This is a genomic window from Bacteroides neonati, assembly GCF_000499785.1.
In the GTDB taxonomy this organism is placed as follows: Bacteria; Bacteroidota; Bacteroidia; order Bacteroidales; family Bacteroidaceae; genus Bacteroides; species Bacteroides neonati.
Map to the genome: position 1 here is coordinate 320,645 of NZ_HG726019.1, position 13,584 is coordinate 334,228.

7 protein-coding genes are annotated in these 13,584 nt (G+C 43.3%); 1 reads left to right on the plus strand and 6 read right to left on the minus strand.

Translation table 11 applies throughout. From position 1 onward, the window contains the following. Nucleotides 1-77: 77 nt before the first annotated feature. From topA to TY03_RS01210, 5 genes are all read right to left on the minus strand, one after another. Nucleotides 78-2,420, minus strand: coding sequence for a type I DNA topoisomerase (gene topA, locus TY03_RS01190; RefSeq protein ID WP_042366602.1), 2,343 nt, complete (start codon nt 2,418-2,420; stop codon nt 78-80). 285 nt (nt 2,421-2,705) lie between these two features. Continuing rightward, a complete protein-coding gene (locus TY03_RS01195) occupies nt 2,706-4,268 on the minus strand; it encodes a SusD/RagB family nutrient-binding outer membrane lipoprotein (protein WP_042366609.1) in 1,563 nt (520 codons plus the stop codon). A gap of 15 nt (nt 4,269-4,283) precedes the next feature. Then, on the minus strand, nt 4,284-7,481 hold the full coding sequence (locus TY03_RS01200) for a SusC/RagA family TonB-linked outer membrane protein (protein WP_042367253.1): 3,198 nt from the start codon (nt 7,479-7,481) through the stop codon (nt 4,284-4,286). A gap of 220 nt (nt 7,482-7,701) precedes the next feature. Next, entirely contained in the window at nt 7,702-9,360 is a 1,659-nt protein-coding gene (locus tag TY03_RS01205) for a TonB-dependent receptor (protein WP_042367255.1), read from the minus strand. 8 nt (nt 9,361-9,368) lie between these two features. Next, nucleotides 9,369-12,380, minus strand: coding sequence for a tetratricopeptide repeat protein (locus tag TY03_RS01210; RefSeq protein WP_042366611.1), 3,012 nt, complete (start codon nt 12,378-12,380; stop codon nt 9,369-9,371). A gap of 221 nt (nt 12,381-12,601) precedes the next feature. On the opposite strand from TY03_RS01210, the gene TY03_RS01215 reads away from it, so the two are divergent. Further along, nucleotides 12,602-12,970, plus strand: a complete 369-nt coding sequence (locus TY03_RS01215) for a thioredoxin family protein (RefSeq protein WP_042366612.1) — start codon at nt 12,602-12,604, stop codon at nt 12,968-12,970. Here the strand turns inward: TY03_RS01215 and TY03_RS01220 are convergent, their stop codons facing one another. Next, a complete protein-coding gene (locus TY03_RS01220; RefSeq protein WP_042366613.1) occupies nt 12,971-13,489 on the minus strand; it encodes an NUDIX hydrolase in 519 nt (172 codons plus the stop codon). It lies immediately after the preceding gene. Nucleotides 13,490-13,584 lie beyond the last annotated feature (95 nt).

Consider the following 13,584-nt stretch of genomic DNA (forward strand, 5'->3'; position numbering starts at 1 on the left):
TCATTTGAATTGCAGCCACGTTTGTTATATAGAGGGTTGTTATGCTTTTACTACTAGTCAGTATTGTTTTGGTAAAATTACTTCTTCTTTGCATACCGTCCTCGCTTCGGAGTAGTAGCAGCTTTTTCAGCTTGTAACTTTACGATTTCAAGACAGGTTTCCAGATTCAAGTCTTGTGGAACTACATCTTTAGGTATCTTGTAGTTACTACCCTGATAAGTAATGTAAGGACCGTATCTGCCGTTCAGAATCTCTAGTTCGGCTTCCTCAAAGCTTTTAATGTGTTTCTTGGCTTCTGCTTCACGCTTGGCCAAGATAAGCTCAATCGACTCTTCCATGGTCACTTCCATCGGGTCCAGGTCTTTGGGCAATGATACGTATTTGCTATTGTGCTGAATATAAGGACCAAAACGACCAACTCCGATCGTGACAGTTTTGCCTTCATATTCGCCTAACTTGCGTGGCAGCTTGAAGAGTTCCATTGCTTCCTCGAGGGTAATGGTCTCCATCGACATACCTTTCTTCATTTGTGCAAAGCGCGGTTTCTCTTCGTCATCGGCACTACCTATTTGGACTACAGGCCCAAATCGTCCGATTTTAACTGATACAGGCTTGCCGGTACCCGGTTCCTCACCGAGCAAACGCTCACCTACCTTACGTTCGGTTTTGATGGCCAGTGTCGTTACTACAGATGTATGGAAACCTTCATAAAAATTCTTCATGATGGCTGTCCATGCCTTTTCACCTTCGGCCACTTCGTCAAACTCTTTTTCTACACTTGCCGTAAAGTTATAGTCTAAGATAGCCGGAAAGTATTCGGTTAAGAAATCATTGACTACCGTTCCGGTATCTGTCGGGAATAGTTTAGACTTCTCGGCTCCGGTAATTTCGGTACGGGTGATATCGGTTATTTTATTGTCTTTTAAAGTCAAGGTGTCGAATGAACGTTCCTCGCCTGCCTTTTCTCCTTTCTCTACGTATTCGCGTTGTTGAATGGTAGAGATGGTGGGGGCGTAGGTAGAGGGGCGGCCGATGCCCAGCTCTTCGAGTTTGCGTACCAAGCTGGCTTCGGTATAGCGTGCCGGACGTTGAGTAAAGCGCTCCGTAGCCATGATTCCTTGATGTACGAGCACTTGTCCCTTCTTCAATGGGGGGAGCAGGCGGCTTTCGTCTTCTTGTTCTGCATCGTCATCATACGACTCTCTGTATACCCGAAGGAAACCGTCGAATTTGATAACCTCTCCGACAGCCGTGAACGCATCGTTTACATCGCTGATCCCGATGGTTGCCGTTGTTTTCTCCAGTTCGGCATCCGACATTTGAGAGGCAATGGTGCGTTTCCAGATCAAATCGTATAATTTCTTTTCTTGTGCCGGTGCATTCACTGTTGGGTTTTCCATGTAAGTGGGGCGGATGGCCTCATGCGCTTCTTGTGCTCCTTTGGTCTTGGTAGCGAAGTGACGCGCATGCACATACTGCTGACCCATCATGTCGGTAATTACCGTTTTGCTACTTTCGGTGGCAAATTCTGAAAGATTTACCGAGTCGGTACGCATATAAGTGATGAAACCGGATTCATACAGTCGCTGTGCTACCATCATGGTTTGTGCCACGGTAAAGCCTAATTTACGAGCAGCCTCCTGCTGCAAAGTAGAAGTTGTGAATGGAGCTGCAGGGCTCTTTTTCACGGGGCGAGTGGTAATATCTTCGATGGTAAAGTTTGCATTTTTACAAGCTTCCAACAAGGCTTGCGCTTCTTTCTTTGTTTTAAGGCGACGACCCAATTCAGCTTTCATCTCTACCATTTTTCCATCTGCATCGGGTACGAGGAAGATAGCCGTAACGCGGTAAGAAGCTTCGCTCTTGAATGCTTGTATTTCGCGCTCGCGTTCTACAATCAAACGAACTGCTACTGATTGAACGCGTCCGGCCGATAAAGCAGGTTTTACTTTTTTCCATAAAACGGGAGAAAGTTCGAATCCAACGATGCGATCTAAGATACGTCGTGCTTGTTGTGCATTGACCAGGTTGATGTCGATTTCACGAGGTTGTTCAATAGCCTTCAGAATCGCAGTCTTTGTAATTTCATGAAACACGATTCGTTTTGTATTCTCAGGCTTTAGGTGTAATACTTCATAAAGGTGCCATGCAATGGCTTCTCCTTCGCGGTCCTCATCGGATGCGAGCCATACGGTCTCGGCTTTTTCAGCTTCGGCTTGCAGTTTGCTAACGAGCTCCTCTTTATCCACAGGGATTTCGTAATCGGGCTTGAAGTCTTGAGCAATGTCAATACTAAATTCTTTCTTCTTCAAGTCTCGTATATGGCCGTAGCTTGAGAGGACTTTGAAGTCTTTCCCAAGAAACTTCTCAATGGTTTTCGCTTTTGCTGGAGACTCGACAATGACAAGGTTTTTCTGCATGATTCTTTCTTTAGTATAGATGTAAAGAATGGTGTCTTTTTCAACACCTACTCTTTTACATTATCAAATTCGCTCGCAAAAGTAGAAAAAATCATTATCTCCACCTTATAATATAAAGAGAATCTCTACTTTTTTAACGAAAAAGATTTTTTATAGCACTTCGTTTAGTTTGAATAAAACCATGTTGGCATAAAAATGTTCTTTCTATCGAATCATGTTCAAAGGAAGTATCCAGTTCAAGCTTTTCTGTTTTGTTTGCAGGAAATCTGGATACTTGCTGATGATTTACTTTTTATTAGGTTTTGAGAAGACCAATACTTTGTTCCACCATACTTGTGTTGTTAATTCATCTGCACCTTGTCGGTTGATTGCTTTTTGATATTGAAGCGTGTTTAATTCAATCTCGCTATTGGGATACAGTAGGCGAGCCGGTAGCGTATTTATTCCGATAGGATCAAATCTTTTAATAACCTCTTGTCCGTCAATCGTCTTTCTCCAAATAACATCTCCTTTTTTGACTAAAAAATCAGGATATCCCGTACGCCTGTATTCTGCCCACGCTTCTGCACCCTGCATGAAAAGAGCCACCCATTTCTGGCTAAGTACAGTTTCAGCATTGGCTGGTGCTACCTGGCTGATGTATTGATTGATCAAGCTCTCTTCAACTCCCCATTTTTGCATAGAAGCCCGTATGCCGTTTACATAATTTTCTTGAGCCCAATTTTTAGATTCAGACAGAATAAATTCCACCTCCGAATATTCCATCAGGACTTCTTTATAGTTACTCTTATAGATTTCTTTTCCTGGCTTACTAACCATGTTAGGATTTCCAAGGCTTGCAGTATATGCATCTAAACCATAAGTTTGTCCAGTATACTCCCCCTCGATATTAGGTTGAGCATAGGCCTCTAAGCGAGGATCTGTTATCTGAAAAGGTCCTTTCTCTCCTTTCAAAAAATCGATTAAAACATTGCTAACAGCATAATCGTTACGATTAGCTAAAATGGTAGCTACATAGAAAGGTGCCTGATTAGGGGCAGTTGTTTCGTAGGCCAAAGTTGCGTTGTCTGCATTACTTTTGAATATAGGATATCTATCAGGGTTACTGATAATCTCTTTTATACGGTTATTCGCAGATTCCGATCGGTGACGTATTCTATTAGCCACACGAAGGCTCAGACTATTGGCAAATTTTTGCCATTTCGATGCATCTCCTTGATAAATAGCATCTCCTTTGATAAATGTGGGTTGATTGATGTCAAGCTGCTCTGAGGCTTCTTTTAGCTCATTCAATAGATCCAAGTAGATATCTTCTTGCGAAGCATATTGAGGGTAAATGATATTATTGGCCGCTCCTCCCGCATCGAAAGAAGGGTTTTTGCCGCTGTAAGAATTGTAAGGTATATCCCCCCAGCTGTCCGTCATAATCTGATATGCCCATACTTTCAAGATACGTGTTGCTGCTATTTGGTTATTATTGCTTCCATTTAAAGCTGCTTGTAATCGAGTTGACTCATCGCTGTTAAGACTAATGATCTCATCCAGATTATTTTGTACCAGATAGAGGTCGCTCCAAGGGCTATTCCCGGTAGTGCTCAGCCAATAATACCGATCTGTATCTGTATAAGTATTGTTTGCCAGCCATTGAACATAGAGATTGGCTCCACTGATAGATAAAGTCGTAGAGCGCACCGCGTTCACCAAGCTTTTTTCAGCATAAGAAATAAGCGATTGTGTCGGGACGGTTTGCGGGCTATTCGGATTTTTATTCATTTCGTCAAAATCACCGCAAGCAGCCAAAGAGAAAGATAGACTGAAAAGAAAGAAGTATTTATATATCTGTTTCATAACTTAGTTGTTTTATTAAAATTTAGCACTAACATTAAATCCATAAGTGATTGGAGAAGGAATGTTTCCTCCATCTAGTCCCTGAATATTTCCCGAACTCTGGGTAAAGTCGGGGTCAAAAGATTTGGAGGCTTTCCATAGTGCCCATACATTGGTTGCAAAGGCAGAAACCCGTAAGTCTTTGAGTACTGTTTGCTGCTTTAAAAGTATGGTGTATCCGGCATTAATTTCGCGTAGTTTGATGTACGAGGCGCTAAATACATTTTGTGCCTGAACACCTCGGCTGTGTGATCGTCCCCAGTCGAATGCCGATACCGTTACATCGTTTTTACGTGTATTGGTTACCTCATAAGTTCCGTCCGGATGAAAGGAGATGTCTCCTTGAACTCCATCCAATATAAGACCCTTTTCGCGAATGCCGTTTGCCGCTGAGGCTTCCAATGTACCGGAATACATTCCATACTGATTGGTGACGGAGTAAAAATTGCCACCACTACGTACATCTATCATGAAGCCAAGATCAAAATTCTTGTATCGGAAATTGTTTCTGATACCTCCCAGCCAGTCGGGCAGTATGCTACCGAGCGATTCCGTTTGAGCCGTTTTTGCATAGACCCCTTTACTGTCCACTACTTTATTGCCTTCTTGATCGTATACATAATTGAATCCGGTTAGTTCACCATATGGCTTTCCTACCGCTGCATGTAAGTTAATGAATGAAGAGGCGATCTGTATTGTTTGTAACTGATCGTTCAGTTTTTCTACTCTGTTCGTATTCTTTGACCAGTTTACAATGATATCCCACTGTAGGTCTCTTGTTTGTATAGGGCTGGCCGATATCACTAATTCAATCCCTTTATTACTGATTTCGCCGGCATTCATCCAACGGTTCACATAGCCGCTCGAAGCTGCTAAAGGAACCTGCATAATCTGGTTCTTTGTACGATTATTATAATACGTCAAGTCAATACCTAATCTGTTCTTTATTAATTTTAGCTCCAACCCCACTTCGATAGAGGTTGTCAGTTCCGGCTTCAAGTTGGCGTTATTCAGTGTTTTGTCCAAACCATAGGTCGGGGCTCCGGCAAAAGAACTACCCATATATTCGTATGTACGTGTAAGACTATAGGGATCAGTGTCATTACCTACCTGTGCCCAGCCTAATCGAATTTTTCCGAAGGATAACCACCTCATCTGTTGTAAAGGAGCTAATTCTGAAAAGATAAAACTACCGGAGAATGACGGATAGTAATAAGAATTATCACCCGCAGGCAAGGTTGATGACCAATCGTTACGGAACGTTATATCTGCAAAAAGCATACTTCTCCACCCAAAGTTGAGGCTACCGAATAACGAGCGTATTCCTTTTCTATATGTTTTATCCGTATTTATCACGCTACTACTGTTGTTAAGATTATAGTACTCAGGGGTAATTAGTCCTCCTTGTGTCTCTGCATAATTAAGGTTGCGATGCTGTTGCATCAGGTTAGCTCCAATAAATGCAGCAATTCCAAATTCTTTGATATCTGTATTGTAATGCAGTATTCCTTCGTAGTTAAACTCTTGAAACCGTTGGATATTCTCTCCATATTTGGATGTTGTTCGTGAGTATACTGCAATTCGATCTTCAAGCGAATTGGTATAGATGTCTCCATGTATCTTTCCTATAACCTTCAGTCCTTTTAGGATATTCCATTCCAGTCCTACATTTCCATAAATACGATCTCTTTTCTCGTCAGAATAGCTGGTATAAGAAGCCCAGTAAGGATTGTCAATGTATTTCGGATTTAGATTATTCCATGAAGTTACATTCCAGAGGCGTTGTGAACCGTCTGCTCGACGATAGTTCGATAACTCTTTATAATCGACTTGATTTTGTCCCCATGAATAGGCCTGTGTCATTACATTGCGATTGGAGGTACCTGTCCAAGGACGTCCCTTTACGGCTGTATTTATGTAGTTGAGTGTTGTTGTAATCAGAAAATGTCCTTGTTTTACGCTACCGCTAAGATTCAGGCTATTCCGACTCAGGTTTGAGTTGGGAGTTGTACCTGTAGCTGTACGATTAGAGTAAGATACACGAAAGTTGGCAATTTCATTTCCCCCTCGTATTGAAATGTTATTATCAAATGCTACTCCGGTTTTGAAATAGTACATCAAATCATGTTCGGGATATTTCCATTCTTTGGTTTTAAGATATTGATTCGTATCTTCCGGATATAGGTTTTCCCACGAAAGTACTTGTTGCCCATTGTATTTGGGCCCCCAACTCTCATCAATAGCATAGGCCGGTACATTGTACTCTTGTCCGTTGATAATTACTTGATTGAATGTTTGCTGATTGCTTGCTCCACCTCCGTATAGCTTTTGCATTTTAGGGAAATTACGACGGAGTTGAGAATCAAAACTGATGCCCGAACTTAATGTAATTTCTGTTTTATTTTTATTTGTTCCTTTTTTGGTCGTAATTAATATGACCCCATTGTTGGCTCGCGAACCGTATAGGGCAGTGGCCGAAGCTCCTTTCAAGACAGACATACTTTCAATGTCGTCGGGATTAATATCGGCTGCTGTATTTCCATAATCCTTATCTCCGTATCCCTGTGCGGTAGTGCTGCTGCTTAACTCTGCATTATCAATCGGAGTACCGTCTATTACGTAGAGCGGTTGATTGTTGCCTAGCAAAGAGCTTACACCGCGCACCAATACCCGGCTCGAACCACCTAATGCCCCCCCGGATGTGATGACTTGCAGACCTGCTACCTTCCCGGATAAAAGTCCAATGGCATTTGTTTGCTTCGACTTGTTTAGTTCTTCGCCTTTGATGTCTTGTACTGAGTAGCTTAATGCTTTTTTCTCTCTTGATATGCCAAGTGCCGTAACGACTACTTCTTCTAAATGAAGAAGATCTGGTTCAAGAATGATATGGAGTGTTTTATTGGCTGCCACTTTAACCTCTTGTGTCTGATAGCCGAGTGTTGATACGGTTAGCAGGCTTGTAGGGCTTGATACAGTTAATTCAAACAAGCCCTCATTGTTGGTTGCTACTCCGTTGGTAGTACCTTTTTCGACTACTGTTGCAAAAGGCATAGACTCACCGTTCTCTTTATCAATTACTTGCCCCTTTACTACTATTTGTGCACTTAACCCGCTTACGATCAATATCAATATACCTATTAATAAAATCTTTCTAACATAATCGTTCCTTTTCATTCTAACTTTCTCCTTGTTTTGTTTACAATGTTTCACGCTTTTTAATGATTGGGCAAAGGTAGCGGAGTTTGAGTTGTTCAGAAATACCATGTTTATGGTAAATCCATACTATGAATGAGGGAGAGTTGAGAATGATTTATACCAAATAAATCAAACAGCGATGGTGGATAACCGATATGTTATCTACCATCGCTGCATTTTATGGTTTTGTTTTGAAATGTTAAAATTGGAAGCTCAATCCTCCTAAGAAATTGATTCCTTCGGTTGGATATCCCAGATAATATTGATAATCTTTATTCAACAAATTATTGATGCGGGCATATACTGATACTCCCTTGAAAAGGTGGTAAGTTGCTCCGATATAAAGATTGCTAACCGGAGACAACTTCTCCAGATTATCCATTTCTTTCTTTCGTCCGATATATTGGTAGCCCATAGTTAATGTAAGCGGAGAGATCGGGCGAACATCGGCATTGAGTGTAAATTCGGTTGTGGGTTGTATTAATAGTGCCATTGACTGCTCTGAGCTCCAATTACGATACTTACCGGTTGCAGACAGAGAGACGATGTCTTTATAATCGTAGCTCGCTTCGATGCCGATGTAAGTGTTGTGAGCGTTTGCCTGCCCGAAAGCAAGAGTGGTAACGTCATTGTAAATGAGATCTTTGATGTCTTGATAACCACCGTAAATGTTGAACCAAACTCCCGGGAAAGGGCTTGCTTTGAATCCTACGACAGCATTGAGCTGCTCATAGGTATCGGCTAGTTGCTGAGAATAGGGCACGGGGGCACTTACCTCGTTCGGAAATACCAATGTGGCAAAATCACCATAGGGAGACAGTCTTTCCAGTCGGCGGAAGTCATTGATTTGTTTACCACCCGTTGCGTTCGCATACAATATATAACTATCCGAGAATACATATTGGGCTGTTACGTCGGGCGATACACGCACGCTTTTACCATAACCGAAAGACATGTCTACGTTTGCACCCAAGTGCAATAGCCAGCTATCATTGTCGAGCTCATAATAAGGATTCAGTCCCAGCGCGGTATAATTTTCAAAATCAATATTTTTATAGATTATGTTGTTCATGCTCAGTGCTACATGAACGCTTTGCTCATCGCTGATACTGCCAGATACGTTGGCTTGAGTCTTTATCTGTGTCTCTTGCGGCGACGTGGTAAAGGAGTTGTTTTTCTGGCGTTGGTAGAGCAGCAGGCCAGTCGAAACATTGAATTGTACGGGTAGCGTTTCGTCAGTCGATAGTGCACCTACTTCCATACTGCCCGATGTGAATTTCTGCTTACCGTTGATGCTGTTTGGTCGGTAGTTAAAGTTGCTGAGGCCGAAGTTTCCTGACAGATTCAGATCGACCTTTCCAAATTGATGGGTATAATCCATGTTGGCACGGGTGCGGTAGTAGAAGGCATCCCACTTTTCCGATTCTCCATCCAGTTCGCCATTCATCCCGTCCATCTTGAAGTTTACGTTCAGCCGGTCTTTGTCCGAGAGGCGGAAAAGATAATTGCCCAATAGGTCGAGGTTACCATAACTTCCGTAACCCAACCTCACATATCCCGGTTGCGTTTTGGGTTGTACCTCTTGCCCGATGTATGCTTGCATTTGATTGATCGGAATCGAAGCCGACGGAGCAGGTGTTATGGCATATTCCACCTCTTTTTTACCCACTACAGGCTCTTCTACTCTTGGCAGAACGTTGATTTTCGAGGCATCCAGAATGTCCGGATTATACTCTTGCTCCACCACAACGGTTCGGTTTACGGTGCTGTCTTTGGCATGAGTCTGATTTTTTTGCTGCGCCCATGTAGGAAGTGCGATCAGGGCAAGGCCCACTAAGGTATAATAGTTACATTTCATACGCTTCATTACTTATTAAGGTTTTTCAGTCTGCTCTCGATCATATTCGCGATATCGTCATTGCCGGTGTAGTTTTGCTGAAGGCTCAACAGGTACTGGCGTGCATCGAGGTTTTTGCCCATCGCTACATATACATCCGATAAGAGTACGAAGCTACGTGCCAGCCAATAGGTATGCGGAGTGCTTTGATCGATATAGTTCAACAATTCTTTTTCGGCTGCCGCATACTCTTTGGCATTGTATAGCTGTTGGGCAACGAGGAATTTCGCCTCGGCACCATACAGGTTACGGGTATCTTTGGCCAATACCTTTAAGTCGGTCATGGCTTTGCTTTCTGCTTGCTGATTCAAATAAGCTTTGGCTCGATAATAAAGAGCCTCGTTGGCTAGCTCAGGGCTTAGTTTGGCTTCGGCCAGTAGGGCAGTGGCGGCATGTATTACCTCGATATCATCTTTTAATAAAGCGGCGCTGCGCAACATACCTGTTTCGGCCAGCAAGCGACGGTCGGTCTGGATCGCCTTCTCTTTCAATAGCTGGTAACTTTTCAGTGCTTCGGCAAATTGATGTTGATTAAACTGCACTTCGGCACGAAGTATCAACGCCTCTTCGAGGAATGGATTGTCGGGATACTCCAGCAAACGTCCCGAGTGAAGCAGAATCATATCGTAGTTCTTCTGCTCTTTACCGATGAGGCATAAATAATAGTTGGCGTTAAGCCCGAATGCTCCGTCGGGGAATGTCTGCACATATTTGTTAAAGCTCGCTTTAGCCTCTTCAATGCGACCACGCATATAAATCTTTTCGGCAGCCATGTAGGTCAGTGAGTCTTGTTCACTGGCTTCGAAGCGGATATTGCCCGGTAGTGAATTGGCCAATGCCGCAAACTCATCGATACGGTTCATATCTACATAAATCGATTTCATATCGCGCATAGACAAACGTGCCTCCTCGCTACCCGGATATTTCTGTATCACGTGCTTATATGCTTCGATGGCTTTGGCATACTCTTCATTCTGATAGTACAACAATCCTATTTCGGCGGCTGCCTTGCGGCTTACCGGACTCTCGGGATACTTGCTCAACAGCTCCTTGAATGCAGTGATGGCCTGAGTATTATTGTCGTTCAATACGTAAGAACGACCTTTCTCATAAATAGCATTGATGGCATAAGGAGAGTTCGGATATTTGCCTACCAAACGGTTGAGTAACGTAATTTTTCCGGCATAGTCTTTTTGCAATCCCGATACCAGTGCCAGTTGATAGAACGAATAATCGCCCGATGAAGTGTTCATGGCTTCGGCCTGTGCGTAGTAATGTTTGGCTTCTTCGAACCGACGGGTGTTTAGGTAACTATCGCCTATACGGTTGTAGGCATCAGCCAGCGCAGCATTGTTTTCTCCTTTTTCCAGACGTGCATACTTCTGGAACCAGTTTTGCGCCTCTGCATAGTCTTTGCGATGAAAGGCAATGTACCCTAAATTATAGTGTGCCAATGCATACATTTCATTGTCTGTTTGCTGCGTTAGTTGCAGGTATTCTGTAAAGTTACGACCTGCCTCTTGCATTCTGTTGAGGCGGTAGTACGATTCACCACGCCAGTACAGTGCATCGGCCTTCGTTTGCCGGTTGTATTGCCCCAGGTTGATCGACTGGTTGAAATAGTCGATGGCTTGTTCGAAGTGTGTATTGGCGAATGCTTGCGTACCCAGTTGAAACAGTATTTTTTGCTTCGCCTCCAGAATGCGTTTGCCCGGTTGTGCAATGCGGCTGATCGACTTCAATGCTGCTTCGTAGCTACGGGTATTCATGTATACCTCTATCAGGTAGTTGCTCACCATATCGGCATACGAAGAGTTCGGAAACTCATTTAAGAATTTCTCAAAGACAGTAACCGATTCGCCGAAGGCGGAGTAGGAGGTTTCGTGAATGCATAGCGCATAGTTATAAGCTGCTTGTTCTTTTATTTTCCTATCGGCATCGGAGGCTGCTGCTTGCTCGAAAGCCATGCGTGCCTTATTCTTTTCGGCCAGTTGCAGATAAGAGAGTCCCATGTGTAGATATGCATTTTGCGTCAATGCGTCGTTGGGTGCGGTTACTTCGCCCAATGTGGAGGCTGCTTTCGAATAAACACCTGTTTGAAAATAGGCCAGTCCTAACATATACAAGGCATCACGCCGAGGCTTGCTGTCTTGTTGCAGATAGCTCTGAAAGGCAGTTACGGCTTGTTGGTAGCGGTGCATATGATAATATGAATCACCCAGAATGCGATACATCTCCGCCGAATGTTCGTTGTTCGGATAGGCCGAAAGATAATTTTGAGCAACGATTTCTGCTTTGTCGTAGTTTCTTTTGACTGCATAAATCTCGGCGATATAGTAAGGAGCCAATGCTCTGTACTTGCTGTTGTCTTGTAGCGAGAGGAAGCCTTTCAGTGCCTCATCGTATCGTTTCTGTGTATACCGGATGTACGAAAGATAATAGGTGCAGTCGGTTTCATATTTCCCGCTGCTGGCTCTTAGCGTCTCGAACCAGATAGCCGCCTCTTTTATATCGCCTACCTTCAGGTACGAGGTGGCGAGCAGGTAAGTCATGTCGTCTCGCTCTTCATTGCCCAGTAAATCGAGCCGAGAGGAGTTGAATAAAGCCAATGCTTCATCATATTTTGCTTCATAAAAATAGCCGGCGGCCATGAGCGCATAGATGCGGTTGGCATAGGGCGTATCGGGAAATTCATCGAGATAGCTGCGCAAACGAGCAATTCTGTTCTTATCTTTCAGCTCGTAAGCTGCGCAAGCCAACATATACTCTGTATCCATCCGAAGCATTTCGTCTGATGGCTGTTGGCTCATGAACGCTTTTAAAGGTGGAACTGCAGCGGCGTAACTTTTCTGTAAAAAGAGTTGGCGGCCTTCTTTATATAAGTTGACGGGCGATGTGATTTTTTCACTGGTCTGGGCCAATGTCGCAACGGGTATGCAACACATTATTATACCTATAAATCGTGAAATATCTTTTTTCATAATAGAGTGTTTTGACAAAAGTACTTGTTTTTTGGCGATTTAACCGCATACTCGCCTTTCGTTTTAGAGGTTTTAACTAGTAAATGTCATTCGGAACCACTTAGTAAAGGAAGAATTGTCTATTGAATGTGTAAAAAAGCCCTTTCCGTATGGGCGAAAGTTCGCTAATTTTGCAACCAATTAAAGAACCGAAGCGTTTTAATTTAAAATAGATAGAAAGTATGAAAGTAATAGCATTGAATAAAGAGAGTTTTATTGAAAAGGTTGCCGATTTTCAATCGTATCCCAAGGAGTGGGCTTTCAAGGGGAGTAAGCCTTGCATTGTCGATTTTTATGCTCCTTGGTGCGTATATTGCAAAGCGTTGTCGCCCATTCTTGACCAATTAGCGGTGGAGTACAAAGACAGGATCGATCTGTACAAGGTCGATGTTGATCAGGAGGCGGAGTTGGAAGCCGCTTTTGGTATTCATACCATTCCCACACTGCTGCTTTGTCCTGTAGGAAAAGCAGCTACGCTGACACTCGGTGTGTTGAACAAGCAGCAGGTAAGAAAGTTGATCGATGATTTGATTGCCTCAAGCGGACAATGATTACCGCTTGAGGAATCGTTTTACACCTTCCCGAACCGAGTCCAGACCAAAGGCTTCGAGGCAAATTTCGTTCAGTGGCAGAAAGAATGATTCGGCCACGTCGTCCATTGCCTTGAAGCTATCGGTATTTGCCACTTTACAAAGAAAAAACATATCCAGTGTATGTACCGGGAATCCCGAATATACGTATATATTAGGTAAAGTGAACTGGTAGACAGCCTCTTCGACAATCAGTCCGGTTTCTTCAAGAACTTCGCGAGCTACGCCCTCTTCGGCTGTTTCTCCCATATCGATAAATCCGCCCGGGAGGTCGAGTGTCCCTTTGGCTGGCTCTTTGGCACGACGACAAACCAGTAGTTCGTTGCGCTCGTTTAAGATAAATGCCACAGTGGCGGATGAGGGGTTGAAGTAATAGATGAATCCGCACTCGGTGCATCGGTTCGACTTTTCGTTATGGGCTTCGAAATGAGCAGATCCGCAGAGTGGGCAGTAGTTGAATTGAGACAGAGGGTGCTTCATGAAATTTATTATTTAAGGAGGCAAAAGTACGAAAAAGGGTGATGGGTTTTGTCTATTACCCTATAGATTTATTCGATTGGTGTTTTTTGTTTTTC

Coding starts and splice junctions, on each gene's coding strand:
- topA (WP_042366602.1), bottom strand. CDS start 2,420: ATGCAGAAAAACCTTGTCATTGTCGAGTCTCCAGCAAAAGCGAAAACC.
- TY03_RS01195 (WP_042366609.1), bottom strand. CDS start 4,268: ATGAAACAGATATATAAATACTTCTTTCTTTTCAGTCTATCTTTCTCT.
- TY03_RS01200 (WP_042367253.1), bottom strand. CDS start 7,481: ATGAAAAGGAACGATTATGTTAGAAAGATTTTATTAATAGGTATATTG.
- TY03_RS01205 (WP_042367255.1), bottom strand. CDS start 9,360: ATGAAATGTAACTATTATACCTTAGTGGGCCTTGCCCTGATCGCACTT.
- TY03_RS01210 (WP_042366611.1), bottom strand. CDS start 12,380: ATGAAAAAAGATATTTCACGATTTATAGGTATAATAATGTGTTGCATA.
- TY03_RS01215 (WP_042366612.1), top strand. CDS start 12,602: ATGAAAGTAATAGCATTGAATAAAGAGAGTTTTATTGAAAAGGTTGCC.
- TY03_RS01220 (WP_042366613.1), bottom strand. CDS start 13,489: ATGAAGCACCCTCTGTCTCAATTCAACTACTGCCCACTCTGCGGATCT.